Here is a 17,999-nt window from a genome sequence, read left to right as displayed (position 1 = left end):
GGCGGCGCCCGGCGGGGCGTACGCGGCGGACGGGCCGGGCGGGCGGCCCACTAGGAAGGGTAGGAGGCCCGCCGGGCGCGTGAGAACCGTCACGGGCCACCAGCTCCGGCACCCGCCCCGAAGGGGATCCGGCTCACATTGCGGTGACTGTCGGCAACCGTCCCGTGGCGCTGCCGCCGTCGGTCCGGCACCCCTGGCCGAGGCGCCGGACGACCCCGGCGGCCGCGCAGTCAGGGCCGGGGTCGCCGGACCCCCCCCGCCCCGGCCGCGCGGGCACACCCGAGCGGCCGCCGCCGTGCCGCGGAGGCCCGCCCTACCCGCCCTACCCTTCCCCTCTCAGGCGTTCTTGAGGGTGCCGCCGTCGATGACGTGGTCGGCGCCGTGGATGTTGGCGGCGCGGTCGGACAGCAGGAAGGCGACGAGGTCCGCCACCTCCTCGGGTTCGGTGAGGCGTCCCGAGGCGATGCCGAACCTCCCGGGCAGGCCGGCGAGCAGGTCGCCGTGGTCGACCCCGGAGGCGGCGGCCACCTTGCCGCCGAGGCGGTTCGGGTCGGTCCACTGCGGGCTGGTCGTGGGGCCCGGGGAGACGGTGTTCACGCGGACGCCGCGCGGTGCCAGTTCCTCGCTGAGCCGCTTGCCGAACTGGGTCAGCGCGGCCTTGGCCTCCGCGTAGCCGACCGGTGCGCCGGCGGGCATGCGGGCGTTGATCGAGGAGATGTTCACGATCGCGCCCCGGCGTTCCAGGATGCTCGGTAGTGCCGCCTTGGTGGTCCACACCGCGCTGAACAGGTTGAGGTCGAAGATCCTCTGCCACTGCTCGTCGTCGGCGTGCAGGAATCCGTCGAGGGACAGGTGCTCCGGGTCGCCCGCGCCGACGTTGTTGACGAGGAAGTCGATTCCGCCGACCGCGTCGAGCGCCCGGCCGACGACCGACCGCGCCCCGTCGCGGGTGCTCAGGTCGACGGGCACGGCCGCGGCGGCGGCCTCCTCCAGCTCCGGGGTGACGGTGCGGGCGGCACCCACCACCCGGACGCCCTCCGCGGCCAGGGCCCGAGCGATCGCGAGGCCGATTCCGCGGCTCGCGCCGGTGACCAGAGCGGTCTTTCCACCGATACCGAGGTCCATGTTCTCCCCCTGCTGCTTGGATGACAGATTCTTGAACTGAAGGTCTAAAATCAGGGCGCAAAAAGGCGCTGCCGCCCTGGGTGCCGTGCCTCAGAGGCCCGCCAGGGCCGTGTCGATGATCCGGTACAGGGTCGCCCGCTCGAACGTCCTGGTCATGACCCGCAGCCCCGCGAGGGTGGTCTGCAGCAGCAGGGCCTGCGCCCCGGCGTCGACACTCCGGTCGACGTCGCCGTCCCGCTGCCCCCGCTCGATCCGGGCGGCGAGCAGCCCGATCATGCGCTCCTCGATGCGGTGCACCGCGCGGGCGGCCTCCTCGTCCCGCCCGCCGAGCTCCTCCACCGTGTTCTGGGCCAGGCACCCGCGACGCACCGGCCCGTCCAGGTCCATGTCCACGAGCAGCACGAAGTACGCGCGGATGCGCTCCCTGGCGGTACCCGGCCGGGAGAGCACCTCCTCCGCCATCCCCGACCCGACCCGGCCGTAGAGGTCCAACGCCCTGGCGAACAGCTCACGCTTGGAGCCGAAGGAGTGGTACAGGCTGCCCTTGGCCACTCCGGTCGCCTCGGCGAGGTCGGCGGGGGAGGTGGCCGAGTACCCCTTGGTCCAGAACGTCTCCATCGCCCGCGCGACGACCACGTCCGCGTCAAAACTCTTCGGCCTGCCCATATCGCCACCGTAACGAGTAGTTGACCCCCAGGTCAACAACCGCGCGGGGCACCGCGCGACGAGGCCAGCTCGCGCCGGCCCTGTCACCGCCGTTCCTGCCGACCTCCCGCTACACCCGCGGAGCCGACCGCGAGGCCCTCTACGACAGGTCGATCGTTTCCAGGACGTCATGGCCGGTTGCACCCGTTCGGGCCGGGCCCCGCTCGCCGGGACGGTCGCGTTCGTCGAGGGTGGGCACTGCACCAGGGCACATGTCGGACGCCAGTCATCGAGAGAAGGCGATTGCCATGAAGTTCGCAGTCATCGGCGGAACCGGGCTGATCGGGTCAAGGGTCGTGGAGGACCTGAACGCCGCCGGACACCAGGCCGTACCGCACTCCCTGTCCACGGGGGTGGACGTCATCACGGGTCAGGGACTGGAGGCGGCCGTGGCGGGCGCCGACGTCGTCGTCAACCTGACGAATTCCCCGACCTTCGACGACGCCTCGCCCGCCTTCTTCCGGACCTCGATGGACAACCTGCTCGCCGCGAGCCGCAAGGGCGGGGTCGGGCACGTCGTCATCCTCTCGATCGTCGGCGTGGACAAGGTGCCCGGCCTGGACTACTACCGGGCGAAGGTGCTCCAGGAGGAGGCCCTCAAGGCCGGACCGATCCCGTATTCCATCGTCCGCGCCACACAGTTCATGGAGTTCATGGACGCGACCCTGTCCATGACCGCCGACGGCGACACCATCCGCCTGCCGCGCACGCCCATCCAGCCGATCGCCGCCGCGGACGTCGCGGGCGTGGTCGCCGAAGTCGCCGCGGGCAGCCCTGTGAACGGCGTCGTCAACATCGCCGGTCCCGACGTCTACCCCCTCGACGAACTCGGCCGACTCACCCTGACCGCCAAGGGCGACGGGCGCCGCGTCGTCACCGATGACACCGCCGGCCTGTTCGCCGCCGCCGACGGCGACGTCCTCACCGCCCCGGCCGACGCCCGCATCGCCCCAACCCACTACACCGACTGGCTCTCCTGAACCAGCCCCTCCGGCGCAGCCGCCACGCCCGAAACAGACAGGCCGGATCGCCTGCCCCGACACCTCGGGCCGGCTCACAGCCGGCCCGGGCCACCGGGGTCACACGGTCGCGGGGCCTCGGGGTCACCATGTTCACCGTCACGCTCGTCGGGACCGCCTACTCGGAGCCCAGCGGCCTGACCGAGGGAGACGGTCTTCCTCCCCGTCGTCGTCAGCGACCGCCCGAGGACATGAAAAAGAGCCGTTCCGGAAAGGGGCGCCAGTCCGACCGTGAGCCTCCGGGTACAGGACATCGACGGCACCTGCCTCCCCGTCGCCGCCGCCGCGGTGTGGCGGCCGCTGTCCGAGCGCGCCGTCACTGCGCTCGCCGACGCGCTCGACGGCCGGCCGTGCCCGTGCTGCTCCCCAGGCCGCTGACCGCCGACGAGATCCGCGGCGCCTGCGGGGACTCCGGTCCGTCCCGCCACACAGCCCGCAGGAGCTGCGCGCGCTGATCGGCTCCTGCTCGGCCGGGTGGCTCGACCTCGCGGTACGGATCGAGCCGGACTGGAACCGCTCCTACCGCCGCCTGCTCGTCTACCTCGCCGCCGGCGGCACCCTGGACGGCCCGGCAAACCGCACCGGCTTCGGTGACGACCCGATCTTCCGGCCTGGTATCTGGCTGCGCAAGCAGGCGACGGCCCGCACCGACGGGAAGCTGACCGACCACCAGGCTGCGCTCCTGGACGCGCTCCACCGGCACGCCGAGACCGTCACCGGCTGACCCGACCACGACTGCACGGCCGTTCACTGCGGGCCGGCCTGCCCCGGACCGGCGGGAAGCACCCCGCCCGCGCCCGCCGTTCCCCGCACCGGTCGCTCCGGTCCGTGCCACGCGGCCGCCGACCCCCGTCTGCTCCGGTGGCGGGTGCCGGCGGACCTGGACGCGCGAGCGCATCTGTCTGGGCGCCACAGTTGGGCGGGCGGGTGGCGGATGGGCCGGCCTTCACGTGCCGGATGGGCCGGGAGGTGGCAGGGTGGTGCGTCACAGGCGGGCCCTTTGGCGTGCCGGGCCGGTGCCGCACCGGCCGGCGGGCGGCACGGCACGCGCACCGGAAGCGATCGTTGAGGAGAGGGCGCCGCCGTGGCAACCGACTACGACGCCCCGCGCGAGACCGGGGACGAGAGCAGCGACGACAGCATCGAGGCGCTGAAGAGCCAGCGCGAGGACAAGCAGAGTTCCGCCGTCGACGTCGACCCCGAGGCCGCCGAGGGGCTTGAGCTCCCGGGCGCAGACCTGTCCGGCGAGGAACTCACCGTTCGGGTCGTGCCACTCCAGCAGGACGAGTTCACCTGCATGACCTGTTTCCTGGTGCACCATCGCGCCCAGCTCGCCGGCGAGGACGGGAACGGCCAGCCCATCTGCACCGACTGCGCGTCCTGACTCCCGGCGGGAGCCGCAGAGCGTGCCCGTCTCCACGACGAGGCCTGGTCCCGCGGCCGTGCGCGTCCCCGCCCGCTCCGGGCGCCCCGGCACCCGGCACCCGGCACCCGGCATCCGGCACCCGCGCCCGGCCCGGCGCCGGTGCGCACCCGCGATCCGGCGGTGGCGGCCGGCGTGCGCGGCGAACACCCGACCGGCCGAGCCCCGCCCGCCGCGACCTCGGCGAGGCCCGGCCGAAGGCGCCCGCGGTGTCCGGCAAGCCCGGCCCGCGCCCGCGGCCCGGTCGTCACGGGCCGGCTCCCCGGCCGCCGGTCCCTGCCCTGCGCGCCGGCCCGCGCGGCCACGGCCAGCGTGCGGACCGCGCCGGCCTTCCCCGGCGGGGCCACCGGGTTCCCGGCCCTTCCGGCCGACGCGTCGGTTCACCCGCCCGGTTATACGCTGGAGAGGAATCCGGGCACCCGCCGAAGTCCTCCTCCGGCGGTGCGCCCACTGCGGTCCGACGGCGGTCCGGCGGGCGGTGCGCCGCACGGTGGCCGTGGTCCGGAGGGGGGTGCGCCGCACGATGGTCGTCGTGAGGGAGAACGGTTCCCATGGACCTCAACACCATCACCGAAGTCGTCCGCCGCCCGCCCGACCGGCCCGGGCGGCAGTGGCGGGAAGGCGACGCCTGGCTCGCGGGCGGCACGTTCCTGTTCTCCGCCGAGCAGCCGCGCCTGCGCCGCCTGATCGACCTGACGTCCTTAGGCTGGGATCCGCTCGTCGCGGACGACACCGGCCTGGAGATCGGCGCGACCTGCACCATCCGCGACCTGTACGCCTTCGAGCCACCGCGTGAGTGGACCGCGGGCACCCTCTTCGCCACGGGCTGCGAGGCGTTCCTGTCCTCGTTCAAGGTGTGGAACTCGGCGACCGTCGGCGGCAACATCTGCCTGTCGTTGCCCGCCGGCCCGATGATCACGCTGACGGTCGCCCTGGAGGCCGGGTACGAGCTGTGGGCTCCCGACGGGTCGACCCGCGTCGTCGACGCCCTCGACTTCGTGACCGGCAACAACCGCAACGTCCTCGCCCCCGGCGAACTCCTGCGCCGCATCAGGATCCCGGCGAGCGCCCTGCGCAAACGCGCCGTGCACCGCCGCTTCACGCTGACCCGCCTCGGCCGTTCGACGGTCTTCCTCATCGGCACCCAGACGCCCGGGACGGACGACCTGCTGCTCACCGTCACCGCCGGTACCACGCGGCCGGTGCGGATCGCCTTCGACAGCATGCCCGACGCACGGACTCTCCAGCACGGCATCGATGTCATCCCCGCCGAGGATTGGTTCGCCGATCCGAACGGGACCCCCGCCCACCGCCGTCACCTGACCAGGCACTTCACCGAGGAAATCCGTCACGAACTCATGGCTGGGAGCCCGGCATGACCTTCATCGTGAACGGCAGGGGCTTCGACGAGGAGCCGGAACCCGGGCAGTGCCTGCGTACCTTCCTCCGCTCGCTCGGTCACTTCGGCGTCAAGAAGGGGTGCGACGCGGGCGATTGCGGCGCGTGCACGGTGTGGCTGGACGGCGATCCGGTGCACAGCTGCATCACCCCCGCGTTCCGCGCGGACGGTCACGAGGTGACGACGATCGAAGGTCTCGGGTCACCGGGTGCCCTGCATCCGGTGCAGCGGCGGTTCCGTGACGCCCCGGGATTCCAGTGCGGCTTCTGCACGGCCGGGATGATCATGACGTCGGCGACGTTCACCGAGGCCCAGAAGGACGACCTGCCGCGGGCGTTGAAGGGCAACCTCTGCCGCTGCACCGGCTACCGGGCGATCGAGGACGCCGTGCGGGGCGTCACCGGCGTGGAGACGGCGGCCCCGGGCAAGGCCGTGGGGACGAGCGTCGGCGCGCCGGCGGCCGAGGACGTGGTGACCGGCCGCGCCGAGTTCACCATGGACACCCGCCTCGAAGGCATGCTGCACCTCAAGGTGCTGCACTCACCGCACGCGCACGCCCGCATCGTCTCGGTCGACAAGAGCGCCGCACTCGCGGTTCCCGGCGTGCGCCGGGTCTACACCTGGGAGGACGTGCCGCGCAGGCGCTTCACCACGGCGATCCACACCGACCATCTCGTCGACCCGGACGACACCTTCATCCTCGACGACACGGTGCGCTTCGTCGGCCAGCGCGTCGTGGCCGTCCTGGCCGACACCGTCAAGGCGGCGGAGGAGGGCTGCCGCAGGGTCGTCGTCGACTACGACGTCAGGCCGGCCGTGTTCGACCCCGAGGAGGCGATGGCCGACGGGGCGCCGCAGCTGCACGGCACGAACGACCCCTTCGTCCGGGACCCGGTCCACAACATCCTGCTGGAGATCCATTCCCACGTCGGCGACGTCGACGCCGGGTTCGCCGACGCCGACGTGATCCACGAGGGCACGTACTCCTCCCCGCGCGTGCAGCACGCGCACCTGGAGACCCACGGCTCGATCGCCTGGATGGAGGACGGCCGCCTGAACGTGCGCACCAGTTCGCAGTCGCCGTCGATCGCCAAGGTCAAACTCGCCTATCTGTTCGCCCTGCGGCCCGACCAGCTGCGGGTGTTCTGCAAGCGGGTCGGCGGCGGCTTCGGCGGCAAGCAGGAGGTGATCTCCGAGGACCTGGTCGCGCTCGCCACGCTGGACACCGGGCGGCCGGTCTGCCTCGAGTACACCCGCGAGGAGGAGTTCACCACGGCCTCGCCCCGGCACCCGATGACGCTGACGATCAGGCTCGGCGCGAAGGCGGACGGGACGCTCACGGCGTTCCAGGTCCGCAACGTGTCGAACACCGGCGCCTACGGCAACCACGGCGGCGAAACGCTGTACGCGGGCGGCGCGGCCGTCATGATCTACCGCTGCCCCAACAAGAGGTACGACGCCTTCGCCGTCTACACGAACACCGTTCCGAGCGGGGCGCTGCGCGGGTACGGGATGACACAGCCGGCGTTCGCCGTGGAATCGGCGATGGACGAGCTGGCCCGTGCCCTGCGCCTGGACCCGCTCGAACTGCGGCGCCGCAACATCGTCCGGCCGGGCGATCCGCTCGTCGCCATGGACGACGGACCCGACGACGTGGTCTTCACCGAGGACGGACTCGCCAGGTGCATCGACCTGGTGGACGCCGCGATGGCCCGGACGGCTCACGAGCCGTCCCCGGGGCCCGACTGGCTCGTCGGAGCCGGCGTGGCGAGTTCCCTGCACGAGACCGCGCCCCCGACCGAGCACGTCTCGGAGGCCTGGGTCACGCTCGGGGACGACCTGGTGTACGAGCTGGCCGTCGGGACGGTCGAGTTCGGCGAGGGCACCTCGACCGCCCACGTCCAGATCGCGGCCGACCAGCTGGGCACGACGCCGGAGCGGATCCGCCTGGTGCAGTCCGACACCGACCGCACGGGATTCGACACCGGGGCCTTCGCGAGCGCGGGACTCTTCGTGGCGGGCAACGCCGTCCTGCGTGCGGCCGGCGCGGTGCGCGACCGGATCCTGGAGTTCGCCGCCGCCCGCACGGGCGTCCACGTCGTGATGTGCTCGATGGACGACGACGGCGTCGTCTGCGGCGAGCAGCGCGTGCCGCTGGCGGACCTCCTCGCCCTGGCCCGCGCGCGCGGAATCCGCTTCACCGCGGCCCGCAAGGCCTACGGCTCGCCGCGCAGCGTCACCTCCAACACCCAGGGGTTCCGGATCGCCGTCCACCGGGTGACGGGCGAGATCCGCATCCTCCACAGCGTGCAGGCCACCGACGCCGGCGACGTCGTCAACCCCGCACAGGTCCGGGGGCAGGTGGAGGGCGGTGTCGCCCAGGGCGTCGGCTTCGCGCTGACCGAGAACCACCAGATCGACGCGAACGGCGTCATGGTCAACCCGAACCTGCGCAACTACCGCATCCCCGCCTACGCCGACGTCCCCCGGACCGAGGTGCTCCTGGTGGCGTCCTCGGACTCGGTCGGTCCGGTGCGCTCGAAGGGCATGGCGGAGTGCTGCATCAACCCGGTGGCCGCCGCGCTGGCGAACGCGCTCCACGACGCCACGGGCGTGCGCTACCGCGCGCTGCCGCTGACCCCGGAACGGATCTACGGCCGGCTGAACGAGGCCAGGCCGGTGCCGACGACGGCCGGACCGGCAGGAACACCGTGAAGTCCGCCGGGGACGCCGCGGCAACGGCCATCATCGGTCTGAAGGTCCGGCCGGGGCTGGAGCGCGAGTACGAGACGTGGCAGAAGGACGTCAACGCCGCCGCCGCCGGCTACGCCGGCTACCTCGGCGCGGAGGTCTCCCCGCCGACGTCCCTGCAGCCCGACTGGGTCGTCGTCTACCGGTTCGACTCGACAGCCCACCTGCAGGCGTGGATCAACAGCGCGACCAGACAGAGCCTGCTCGACGCCGGCGGCAGGTACTTCGACGGCCCGGGAACCCAGCAGGTCGTCAGAGGCGGCGTGCAGCCGCCGGATCCGCTCGTGACCGTCGTGATCGCCCACCGCGTCCACCCCGACCACGTCGAGGAGTTCCTCGACTGGCAGCAGCGCATGAGCGAGGAGGAGCGGACGTTCGAGGGCTTCCGCGGTACGGAGCTCTTCCGCCCGGTCGAGGGGCTCCAGGACGAGTGGACCACGCTGTACCGGTTCGACAGCGCCGAGCACCTCGACGCGTGGCTGGCGTCGGGCACGCGGCGCAGGATTCTCGCCGAGGGCAGGAAGTTCAACGAGTACCGGCTCCGGACGATCGACAACTCCTTCGGCAGCTGGTTCGCCTTCGAGGAGAACGGCAAGGAGGTGCCGCCGCCGTCGGAGACCAAGACCGCCGTCGCGGTGTGGACCGGCCTGTACCCGACCGTCGTGCTGCTGACGCTCGCCCTGTCGCCGCTGAAGATGCCGCTCTGGAGCGCACTGCTGGTGGGCAACCTGCTGTCGAGCTTCATCATGAGCTTCCTGACGATGCCCTACTACGTGAACCCGCTGCTCAAGCGGTGGCTGCGGCCCTCACCGGGCGAGCCGGCGGCGAGGACCAACCGCATCGGCCTCGCCATCGTCGCCGGGGTGACCGCGTTCTGGGCCGTCGTCTTCTACCTCGTCACGACCCGCTTCTGGACACTGCCCTGACCCCCGCGAGACGGGCAAGGCCGCGGCCTTGCCCTTTGGCGATGCCTGCGGCTCCGTCACCGGAGCCGAGCTCTTCGCCGACGGCGCCACGGCACAGGGCCGTCTTCGACCCGCGCGCCTGGGCACTCGCGGACCACACCGTTCTCAAGGGCGGCGCGGTGTTCCTCACCTATACGCGCGTCAGCAGCTGAGCGCCCCGGCGGGCGGCGCCGGGGGAGGCCGGGCACGGGGGAGCACTCCTCGCGACCAGGCCGACGCCAAGGTGCGCGTGCTCGACCTCGCGAAGGACGGCCACTTCGCGGTCGGCCTCTGGCGCACCGACTAGGCCGCTCCGGCGGATGCCGCAACCCCTACGGCGCCGGCCGGTGGGCGCAGTGCGGCCACGACATGCGCGAGACGGGTCTCATCCAACTGCGCAACGCCCTCTACGACGGCGACACCAGGGAGTCGAAGCCGAGTGACACGGTCTCGCGCCGGCTGCCGATCGGCTGACCCACGCGCCGCCGTGAAGCCCCGGCCCGCCCGGTGAGAGCCCCGCGCGGGTGTCACCGGTAGCCGGGCCGGGTTCCGGAGGGCGGCCCGCCCGGCGTCGAGTCGCCGAGCGGGCCGCCCCTGCTACCGCCCCCGCTCACGGGTCATCCCCACGTCCCGGGGGCGGGGCGCGTCAGCCCGTACAGGCGGACACGAGCACGCCGGGGGTGCCCGGGAAGATCGTCTTTGTGACGGGCCCCACGGGGATGCTGACCGGGCCGCTGGTGGTCGTGCCGGAGACCGTCCCGCTGATCGTGGCGGTCACGCGCTGAAGGCTGGTCACCCGGACTGCGACTCCCCGGCCGCCGTTCGGGCAGGCGGCCGGGGTGAGGACGACCGCGGGGAGCGGGCCGCCCGTCACCGTCGCGGTGGCGACGAGCTTCACGCTGGTGAGCGCCGGAGTCGAGACGCACGTGGCGTCGATGCACGCCGAGACGGAGACGTGCGGGACGGGCACCGGTCCGATTGCCAGGCTCGCGGATTGGGAGCCGGAAACGGCAACGGCGGGCCACGCAGCGAGCGGGAGGACGCCGAGGGCGAGGCTCGCAGCCGCCATGACGGTCCGGTTGCCCAGTCGGGGAAGAGCCATTTTCGTGTTCCTTTCGGTGGTCTGGCTGACGGTCAGGTCCGAAGAGGTCGGCGCCGGGTGGGGCGCCGCAGCGTTCCGGATCTGACCCGTGGGGTCGTCGGGTCGAGGGCCGCGAGAGCGGCTGTCCGGCTGCGAAGGCTCGCCGCGTGGGCGGCCGGAGGCGCCGAAACCAGTCCGGAGTTCGCCGGCCGGCGCCCGTCGAAGGGGGAATTCGGTCGTCGCCGGAGGGGGACGCCGCACCGGCAATGGAGAGATGGCGCGCTCTGTCGAGGCGCTTTCGAACGGAATCAGAATACCGATGTCCGCCGCCCGCAGCTCGGCGCCTCACGGGAAAGACAGCCGCACGGGCCACAGTGGAAAAGGTGGCGGGCAAGCCGCGGCGGAGTGAACCCGGCACATCGGGGCGCAGCCCGGAAGGTCTGCGACACCATGCCGGAGGACGGCGCAGACGTCTCATCAATACGCGGAAAATAGGATTGCATGACTGCAATTCGGGTTTGCGCCGATCCCGTGCGCACCAGCGCACCCCGGTGCGGCATTCGGGTGAGACCGCCTCGCGCCCGGCCGCGCTCCCACCCTCATGGGGCGTGGGCGAACCATCGTGCGCCCCCCGCCCGACCCCGCGAGGTGTCACCCGTTCGGCCCGTTTGCGGCTTCGCGGCCCGACGGCAGAAGGCCGTCAGCCGGTCGGCCGCATGTTCGGGCAGACACTGCCAGTGACACCGCGACGACCCTTCGTGACAATCCTCCTATCTGCCTCACCCACTGATGGGAGCAACGCCATGTCCTGCCCGCCCCCCGTCGACGCCCGCAAGGCCCTGGACTTCCTGAGGACCAGCGGACTCGTCGACCTCTCCCTCCCGCTGGCGCGCGTCGTCGACCAGGTCGGCCAGCTCGACGACGTCGCCGGCTACGTCCTGGCCTGGGAGCGCTACGTCCTCGTCGTCGCCAACCAGGTCGCCGACGCCGCCGACGGCACCACCGCCTGAACCCACCCGCCACCGTCGACTGAACCCACCCACCGCTGCCGCACGATGCCGGGAGGCCCTTCGATGAACATCACGCAACCCGGCAACGGCACACGGAACCGGCGCGCGGTCGAGACCCGGGCCATCGCCTGGCTCGCTGCGCGCCGCGCCCTGATCGACCCGGCCGGCGCGGACCCCGACGGCGTCCTGTTCGCCCGGAAGGCGCTGATCGAGACGGCGTTCCTCGTCGGCCTGCGGGCCCGACTCGACCCCACCCCGCTGGACGGCGACTACACCGCACTCCTGGACCAGGTCCAGGAGATCACCGCCCGTCCCTCCTACCGTGAACTCGCCGCCCGCGACGAGGCCGCGCTCCTCCTGTACGCCGGCACCTACGCCGCGCTGCGGCTGTGCGGCCGCGAGGACACGGCGTTCCGGCGGATCCTCGAACAGGCCGCGGCCGGCGGCTACGCGGCCGCGTTCGAGCGGATCCCCTACCGGCAACTGGACCTCCTGCACACCCTTCAGCTGTGCGGCATCGGCCACGACCTGCCCGCCATGGACGAGGTCCTGCCGTTCACGCTGCTGTGCAACCGGCCGAACGTCGTCAAACTCGCCGACCGCGACATCTACGCCATCACCCACACCGTCTTCTACGCCACCGACTTCGGCCTACGCCGACCGCGGTGGCCCAGCGGGTTCGAGCCCGCCGAGGCGGTCGAACTCCTCGAAGCGCTGCTCGTGCTCACCCGCGCCCGGCGCAACGCCGACCTGGTCGGGGAACTGCTGTGCTGCCTGCGGTGCCTGGGCGTCAGGGACTCCCAGGAAGCCGATCTCGCCTGGCAGTTCCTCGCCTCCGTCCAGGAACCGGACGGCCGGGTGGGTGGCCCGCCCGGCATCGTCCACCCGAAACTGGCCGCCGGTGACGACCACTTCAGGCGGTGGGCGACCGGCTACCACACCACCGTCGTCGCCGCCCTGGCCGCGCTCCTGGAGCGCAGCCCCCGCCTCCCGCACCGGCCCCGCCCCGGCACACGCCGGCCGGCCCCCGACCTCGACGGCCCGATCCACAGCGCCGTCCGGTGGCTCGCCGACGCCAGCACCCGCTTCGGCCCCGACGTCGGACTGCCCGCCGCGGCCGCGGCCGCCCTCGGCGCGAGCGCCGTCGGCCGCGGTGAACTCGCCCGAGGCGCACTCCACCACTTCGCGCGCCTGCTCACCGACCTGGACCCCGACGCCGCCGGCGGCGAGACCTGGCAGGCCCACGGCATCGAGGTGGTCGGGGAGTTCGCCTCCGGACTGCGGGAACTGGGCATCGCCTGCCGCTCCCTCGACACCTTCCTCGCCCGGACCGCCGCCGCCGTCGCCGACCTCCCGCACATCCCCCCACAGGCGAGGCCCGGCATCCAGCGCCTGGCCGACCTCGGACTGATCCCACCCGGCCCCGCCCCCGCCGACCCCCAGCCCCCCGGGGACCCGTCGCGGGCCGCCGAGGCCCTCGCCGCCGACCTCTCCGACGCCCGGCGCACCTACCACCTCGGACGCCTCGCCGGCATCGTCCGCGACCTGACGGCCGCCGGATGGGCCGACCACCGCATCACCCGTGACGCCGTCGCCTTCCTCCTCTCCCAGCAGAGCGCCGACGGGGCCTTCGGGCACCCCGCCTGTGACGACCCGGCGACCCGGCTGCGCGTGCGGCTGTCCTGGACGCAGAGCATCGTCACCGCCCTCGCCGCAACCCACCGGGCGCAGCGCGCACACCCGGCACCGGACCGCCCCGCCGCCGCGAAGACCCCGGGCGCCCGCGCCGCCGGCTGACGCACGCCCGGCCTGACCGGGCCCGCTCCGCAGACGGGAACGACCCGCCGGCGGTGCCGCGCGGACACGGCACCGCCGGCGGCGTCGAGGGGCTCGCGGCACCAGGCGGGTCCTTCGATGCACCACGGCCACCGCCGGCCCGGGGGCCGTCAGGGGGCGTCAGGCGTCCGGGTTCGTGCCCTGCAGGACCTTCTTGATCCGGTCCGCCTGGAGGGCGGTGAACTGCTGCAGCGTCTTGTGGTCGCGCTCGTCCTCGTCGAGCTCGATCAGGGCGACGACGGAGCCGACCCGCAGTGCCATGACCGAGGCGACGGCCCCGCCCGCGGAGTCGCCCGACTCGGCGGGCCTCTCGAAGCCCTGCCACTGGTCGGCGGCCGCCTTCAGGCTGATCCGGTGCGCATTGGCGTCGTCCTTCTCCAGCGACGTCACCATCGCCTCGAAGGCGGGGCCCGCGTGCTCCGCGGTGTCGAAGGTCAGCAGGGTGAACCGGATGTCGTTGTCGGTGTTGGAGGCTCCGCGAACCGCGAGGCGGCCCGGTCCCCGAGGGCGGTGACCCACGCCGGCAGGTCGGACTGCTCCGCCGCGCGGGAGCCCTGGACGTCGTGGCGCGGCCGGTCACCGGCGGCGGGCAGGGTCCGGGCGGCCAGGGCGAGCAGCCGCCCTGTGGTGGCCGGCGCGAGCCCCTGCAGCCGGACACCGACCTTGGCCGCGGGGGTGAGCACCAGTTCGGGGCGGCGACGCTCGGCCGCCCGGACGATCGCGCGGGCGGCGCGTTCGGCGTTCACCGACAGCAGCGGCATGGAGGCCGCGGCGGCGAACCAGGCGTACTCGGCTCCGGGGCGGCCGTGGAAGCGTGCGGCGGTGTGCGATCCGGTGCGCATCAGCCCCGGCAGGACGGTGGTGACGCTCACCCCGGTCCCGGCGAGTTCTGCCCGCAGGCCCTGGGAGAAGCCCGCGGCGGCGAATTTGGCGGCCACGTAGGGCAGCAGGTGCGGGGCGGGGATCCGGCCGCCGACCGACGAGACCGTCACCACCGTGCCGGCGCCGCTGGCCCGCAGGTCGGCAAGGGCGGCCAGGGTGAGGCGCAGCGGTGCGAAGTACATGGTCTCCATGGCCTGGCGGAAGTCCTCCTCGCGCATGGTCTCCAGGGGTCCGACCTGGATGATTCCGGCGTTGTTAACGAGGATGTCGAGGGGGCCGAAGCGTTCGTGCACCGCGTAGAGGAGCCGGCGGGGGGTCTCGGGGTCGGTGATGTCGCAGCTGAGGGAGGCGGTGTCGGCTCCGTCGGCTCGCAGCTGCCGCTCGGCCCGGTCGAGGGCGTCCGCGTCGCGGGCGCAGAGCATCACCCGGGCGCCGTGGCGTGCCAGCTCCCGGGCCACGAGCAGGCCGAGCCCCCGGGAGGAACCGGTGACCAGGGCGGTGCGGCCCGTGAAGCGGTGGGGTCGTGCGGTCATGGCGGACTCCTGGGGTTCGGGGCTTTCGTCGACAGGGGCGGCGTGACGGGTGCTCAGGGCTTGAAGAGCACCTTCACCGCGCCGTCCTGCTTTTTCTGGAACATCTCGTACGCCGAGGGGGCGTCGTCGAGCGGGACGTGATGGGTGGCGAAGGTGTCGACACCCAGTGGGTCGTCGTCGGTGAGCAGGGGGAGGATGTCGTCGACCCAGCGGTGCACGTTGGCCTGGCCCATGCGGAGTTGGATCTGCTTGTCGAACATGGTGAGCAGCGGCAGCGGGTCGGTCTGGCCGCCGTAGACGCCCGAGAGGGAGATGGTGCCGCCGCGTCGCACGATGTCGATGGCGAGGTACAGGGCGTGGAGGCGGTCGATGCCGACGTGTTCCATCATCTTGGCGGCCAGGGCGCTCGGCAGCAGGTTGGTGGCCTGGGCGGCGAGTTTCGCGCCGGGCGAGCCGTGGGCTTCCATCCCGACCGCGTCGATGACCGCGTCCGGCCCGCGGCCGTCGGTGAGGCCGCGGATGACGTCGGCGAGGTCCTTGCCGTGCTCGCGCAGGTCCAGGACGTGCACGCCCCGGCGTCGCGTCCGCGTGAGGCGTTCGCCGACCAGGTCGACGCCGATCACCTGGGCCGCGCCGCGGTGCAGGGCGATCCGGCAGCTCATGTCGCCGATCGGCCCCAGGCCCAGGACGACGAGGCTGCCGCCCTCGGGCACGGCCGCGTACTCCACCGCCTGCCACGCGGTGGGCAGCACGTCGGAGAGGAAGACGAAACGGTCGTCCTCGGGCCCGTGAGGCACTTCGATCGGCAGGGTGTTCCCGAACGGGACGCGCAGCAGCTCGGCCTGCCCGCCGGGGACCTGTCCGTAGAGCTTGGTGTAGCCGAACAGCGAGGCGCCGCTGCCGTACTCCCGCACCTGGGTGGTCTCGCACTGCGAGTGCAGGCCCTGTCCGCAGGTGTGGCAGGTTCCGCAGGACACGTTGAACGGGATCACCACCCGGGCGCCCACGCGCACGGCGGTGACCTCGGGCCCGACCTCCTGGACGATGCCCATGGGCTCGTGGCCGAGGATGTCGCCGACGTCGAGGAAGGGACCGAGGACCTCGTAGAGATGGAGGTCCGACCCGCACAGTCCGCTGGTGGTCACCTTGATGATCACATCGGTCGGATCCTTGACCGCCGGATCGGGAACAGTGTCGACACGGACATCCCGCCTGCCGTGCCAGGTCAAGGCCTTCATCGTCACTCCTCATGGGGCCCGTAGCAGGACTCGTCCTCCCGCGTCTCTCCGTATCCCTGTCCGCGAAACGGGGACGTTCGTCGCCGCGACGGCAGAGGGCCCGGGCGGCCGACCGGGGCCGAGCACCGGGGCGCCGGCGCCATCCGGCCTGTTCGGGCCGTAACCGCCGCAGACCCTCCGGTGGCGGGCGTCACCGGGTGCCGACCGTCTCACCCCTGATCATGCCGATCAGACCGTTCCGGCCTCTGCGTCGCAGCTCCCGCCGCTGGCGGACCGCACCGTTCCCCTCGCCGTGCAGGCGTTCCAGCAGCCGGACGGCCAGCCGGTGGTCGCCACTGCCGCGCAGTGGTGCCTCGAGGTGGGCCAGCAGCCCGTCGGTGACTTCACGGGCGGGGGCGATCCGGCCGGTGAGCGGGTCGTACAAGCGTCCTGTGGTGCCGTGGCGCGCGGCGTGCCAGGCGGCGGCGCCGAGGAACTCGGGCGGGTCGCCTTCGTCGACGGGCGGATGGTCCAAGGCGTGGACGGCGAGGGCACGGACGAGGCCGGCGATCAGGACGGCCTCGTCGACGCGGAGCTGGACGTCCATGGCCCGTACCTCGATGGTTGGATACCGTTCGGACAGGCGGGCCTGCCAGTACACCTGGCCGGTGTCGTCGATCAGGCCGGCGGCGAGCAAGCGGCGGGTACGCCGGTCGTAGTCGGCGGCGCCGGCGAAGTGGGGCGGCAGCCCGGACACGGGCCAGCGGTCGAAGACGACGGTGCGCCAGCTGGCGAAGCCGGTGTCGCGTCCTTGCCACAGCGGGGAGTTCGCGGACAGCGCGATCAACAGGGGAAGCCAGGGGCGGAGCGCGTCGAGGACGGTGACGCCCGCGTCCCGGTCGGGGACGCCGACGTGGACGTGCATGCCGTTGATGAGCTGTTCGTCGGCGACTGCGGCGGCCTGTCGGCGCATCCGCCGGTAGCGCGGGGTCGGTGTGATGGGAACCGCCAGGCGGTCGGTGAAGGGGGCGGATCCGGTGGCGGCCAGCCGGCACCCGCAGTCCTCGGCCGCCTGCGCCAGGGTGTGGCGCAGGCGCAGCAGGTGACCGCCGACCTCATCCAGGGTCCGGCAGACCGGGGTGGCAACCTCCAGCTGGGCCTGGCTCAGCTCCCGCTGGACCTCGTCGTCTCCCAGAGCCGGCTGGAGCCCGGCGGCGCTGCGGACCCGGGCCGCGCGGGTGACGGGCATACCGGTCACCGAGTCGATGAGGAGGTATTCCTCCTCGACGCCGATGGTGAGCACCTCCGGCGGCTACCCGTCGACGGGGCACGGGAACCTGCGGACCCGTGCCTCGTCGGGGGCCGCGAGTGCGGCGGTACGACGTGCACCGCCGGACGTGTCGTCGCGAGCCCGGCGCGCCGCGTGCCTGGACCGTCGCCGCCGACCGGCCTCGTACCGTGTGATGCGAGGGCCCTGCCAACACCGTGGACCGGGTATCGGGGAGGAACAGGTGGTCTCCAGAGCGAGGGGCAAGCGCCGGGTGAAGCCGGACGCCGGCCAGGACGAGGCCGCGGGGGACCGGTCGTACGGGGACCGTGCGGCCGGCACCGGAGCGGCGCAGGAGCGTCCCGATCCTGCGGCACAGGACCCAGCGGTGCGCGAACGGTACGACGCCACCGCCGACGCCGCCCAGACCGTCCGCGACGCCGACGAGGCGTCGGCGGACGGCGCCGCTTCCGGCGGTCCCGAGGAGCCGCCCGACCAGCCCTGAGGGCCGGCGCCGTCGGCGTGGAGCGGTGGGCCGTCGGGGGTGCGGCGGCCGGTGAAGCGGGCGACGGCGACCTCGGGTGGTGCGTGTGATCCGCGGTGCCCGCCGGGGTGACCGCGTAGCGGGCCGGCGGTTTCATCGGGTGGTTCATGGGGAGCGGGGCGGCCGCGTGGCACGCAGGTGGGGGCGGAGGGTGAAGATCTCGTCGGTGCCGGTGAGCGCCATGAGGTGGAGGAGCTGGGGGCTGGCGCCGACGAGGACGAGCCAGACTCCTGCGGCTTCGGCGTCGTGGTGGGAGGAGGGAA

At 73.1% G+C, this 17,999-nt stretch carries 16 protein-coding genes; 9 read left to right on the top strand and 7 right to left on the bottom strand.

Going from position 1 to position 17,999, the window contains the following annotated elements; genetic code table 11:
• Positions 1 to 336 precede the first annotated feature (336 nt).
• Complete coding sequence (locus C2142_RS38470; RefSeq protein ID WP_148647403.1) at positions 337 to 1,125, bottom strand: SDR family oxidoreductase; 789 nt, start codon at positions 1,123 to 1,125, stop codon at positions 337 to 339.
• A 90-nt stretch (positions 1,126 to 1,215) separates the two neighbouring features.
• Entirely contained in the window at positions 1,216 to 1,791 is a 576-nt protein-coding gene (locus tag C2142_RS38465; protein ID WP_148647402.1) for a TetR/AcrR family transcriptional regulator, read from the bottom strand.
• Positions 1,792 to 2,078: 287 nt separating this feature from the next.
• On the opposite strand from C2142_RS38465, the gene C2142_RS38460 reads away from it, so the two are divergent.
• The 6 genes from C2142_RS38460 to C2142_RS38435 all read left to right on the top strand — a co-directional run bounded on the left by C2142_RS38460 (position 2,079) and on the right by C2142_RS38435 (position 9,348).
• The gene (locus C2142_RS38460) at positions 2,079 to 2,810 is read left to right on the top strand and encodes an SDR family oxidoreductase (RefSeq protein ID WP_148647401.1); all 732 of its coding nucleotides are present in this window, start codon (positions 2,079 to 2,081) and stop codon (positions 2,808 to 2,810) included.
• A 270-nt stretch (positions 2,811 to 3,080) separates the two neighbouring features.
• Positions 3,081 to 3,227, top strand: coding sequence for a hypothetical protein (locus C2142_RS38455; protein WP_153882863.1), 147 nt, complete (start codon positions 3,081 to 3,083; stop codon positions 3,225 to 3,227).
• A gap of 706 nt (positions 3,228 to 3,933) precedes the next feature.
• Positions 3,934 to 4,233 carry a DUF4193 domain-containing protein gene (locus C2142_RS38450; protein ID WP_148647400.1) on the top strand — a complete coding sequence of 100 codons (300 nt, stop codon included), beginning with the start codon at positions 3,934 to 3,936 and terminating at the stop codon, positions 4,231 to 4,233.
• A gap of 590 nt (positions 4,234 to 4,823) precedes the next feature.
• Positions 4,824 to 5,651: an FAD binding domain-containing protein gene (locus C2142_RS38445; RefSeq protein WP_148647399.1), complete on the top strand. Its 828-nt coding sequence runs from the start codon at positions 4,824 to 4,826 to the stop codon at positions 5,649 to 5,651.
• A complete protein-coding gene (locus tag C2142_RS38440; protein WP_148647398.1) occupies positions 5,648 to 8,386 on the top strand; it encodes a molybdopterin cofactor-binding domain-containing protein in 2,739 nt (912 codons plus the stop codon). The genes C2142_RS38445 and C2142_RS38440 overlap by 4 nt, the downstream gene beginning before the upstream one ends.
• Positions 8,383 to 9,348, top strand: a complete 966-nt coding sequence (locus C2142_RS38435) for an antibiotic biosynthesis monooxygenase (RefSeq protein WP_148647397.1) — start codon at positions 8,383 to 8,385, stop codon at positions 9,346 to 9,348. Before C2142_RS38440 ends, C2142_RS38435 begins: the two co-directional genes overlap by 4 nt.
• Positions 9,349 to 10,012: 664 nt before the next feature.
• Here C2142_RS38435 and C2142_RS38430 read toward each other — a convergent pair.
• A complete protein-coding gene (locus C2142_RS38430; RefSeq protein WP_148647396.1) occupies positions 10,013 to 10,468 on the bottom strand; it encodes a hypothetical protein in 456 nt (151 codons plus the stop codon).
• A 782-nt stretch (positions 10,469 to 11,250) separates the two neighbouring features.
• Here C2142_RS38430 and C2142_RS38425 point away from each other — a divergent pair.
• Both C2142_RS38425 and C2142_RS38420 read left to right on the top strand, forming a co-directional pair.
• Positions 11,251 to 11,457 carry a hypothetical protein gene (locus tag C2142_RS38425; RefSeq protein WP_148647395.1) on the top strand — a complete coding sequence of 69 codons (207 nt, stop codon included), beginning with the start codon at positions 11,251 to 11,253 and terminating at the stop codon, positions 11,455 to 11,457.
• Between the two features lie 63 nt (positions 11,458 to 11,520).
• A complete protein-coding gene (locus C2142_RS38420; protein ID WP_241003079.1) occupies positions 11,521 to 13,254 on the top strand; it encodes a hypothetical protein in 1,734 nt (577 codons plus the stop codon).
• A gap of 159 nt (positions 13,255 to 13,413) precedes the next feature.
• Here the strand turns inward: C2142_RS38420 and C2142_RS38415 are convergent, their stop codons facing one another.
• The 4 genes from C2142_RS38415 to C2142_RS38400 all read right to left on the bottom strand — a co-directional run bounded on the left by C2142_RS38415 (position 13,414) and on the right by C2142_RS38400 (position 17,228).
• Positions 13,414 to 13,812 carry a hypothetical protein gene (locus C2142_RS38415; RefSeq protein ID WP_208693248.1) on the bottom strand — a complete coding sequence of 133 codons (399 nt, stop codon included), beginning with the start codon at positions 13,810 to 13,812 and terminating at the stop codon, positions 13,414 to 13,416.
• Complete coding sequence (locus C2142_RS38410) at positions 13,728 to 14,708, bottom strand: SDR family NAD(P)-dependent oxidoreductase (RefSeq protein ID WP_148647393.1); 981 nt, start codon at positions 14,706 to 14,708, stop codon at positions 13,728 to 13,730. The genes C2142_RS38415 and C2142_RS38410 overlap by 85 nt, the downstream gene beginning before the upstream one ends.
• 53 nt (positions 14,709 to 14,761) lie before the next feature.
• Positions 14,762 to 15,946 carry an alcohol dehydrogenase catalytic domain-containing protein gene (locus C2142_RS38405; RefSeq protein WP_148647392.1) on the bottom strand — a complete coding sequence of 395 codons (1,185 nt, stop codon included), beginning with the start codon at positions 15,944 to 15,946 and terminating at the stop codon, positions 14,762 to 14,764.
• 190 nt (positions 15,947 to 16,136) lie between these two features.
• A complete protein-coding gene (locus C2142_RS38400; RefSeq protein WP_148647391.1) occupies positions 16,137 to 17,228 on the bottom strand; it encodes a glutamate--cysteine ligase in 1,092 nt (363 codons plus the stop codon).
• Between the two features lie 208 nt (positions 17,229 to 17,436).
• Between C2142_RS38400 and C2142_RS38395 the strand changes: the two genes are divergently transcribed.
• Positions 17,437 to 17,697, top strand: coding sequence for a hypothetical protein (locus C2142_RS38395; protein WP_148647390.1), 261 nt, complete (start codon positions 17,437 to 17,439; stop codon positions 17,695 to 17,697).
• Positions 17,698 to 17,999: the final 302 nt, after the last annotated feature.

Origin of the sequence: Streptomyces sp. CB01881 (assembly GCF_002953255.1) — a bacterium.
Classification (GTDB): domain Bacteria; phylum Actinomycetota; class Actinomycetes; order Streptomycetales; family Streptomycetaceae; genus Kitasatospora.
This window is presented reverse-complemented; position numbering and strand designations above follow the sequence as displayed.

Excerpts from the sequence above, each read along its gene's own strand:
- C2142_RS38470 (WP_148647403.1), bottom strand. The coding sequence starts at position 1,125 with ATGGACCTCGGTATCGGTGGAAAGACCGCTCTGGTCACCGGCGCGAGC.
- C2142_RS38465 (WP_148647402.1), bottom strand. The coding sequence starts at position 1,791 with ATGGGCAGGCCGAAGAGTTTTGACGCGGACGTGGTCGTCGCGCGGGCG.
- C2142_RS38460 (WP_148647401.1), top strand. The coding sequence starts at position 2,079 with ATGAAGTTCGCAGTCATCGGCGGAACCGGGCTGATCGGGTCAAGGGTC.
- C2142_RS38445 (WP_148647399.1), top strand. The coding sequence starts at position 4,824 with ATGGACCTCAACACCATCACCGAAGTCGTCCGCCGCCCGCCCGACCGG.
- C2142_RS38440 (WP_148647398.1), top strand. The coding sequence starts at position 5,648 with ATGACCTTCATCGTGAACGGCAGGGGCTTCGACGAGGAGCCGGAACCC.
- C2142_RS38430 (WP_148647396.1), bottom strand. The coding sequence starts at position 10,468 with ATGGCTCTTCCCCGACTGGGCAACCGGACCGTCATGGCGGCTGCGAGC.
- C2142_RS38425 (WP_148647395.1), top strand. The coding sequence starts at position 11,251 with ATGTCCTGCCCGCCCCCCGTCGACGCCCGCAAGGCCCTGGACTTCCTG.
- C2142_RS38420 (WP_241003079.1), top strand. The coding sequence starts at position 11,521 with ATGAACATCACGCAACCCGGCAACGGCACACGGAACCGGCGCGCGGTC.
- C2142_RS38410 (WP_148647393.1), bottom strand. The coding sequence starts at position 14,708 with ATGACCGCACGACCCCACCGCTTCACGGGCCGCACCGCCCTGGTCACC.
- C2142_RS38405 (WP_148647392.1), bottom strand. The coding sequence starts at position 15,946 with ATGAAGGCCTTGACCTGGCACGGCAGGCGGGATGTCCGTGTCGACACT.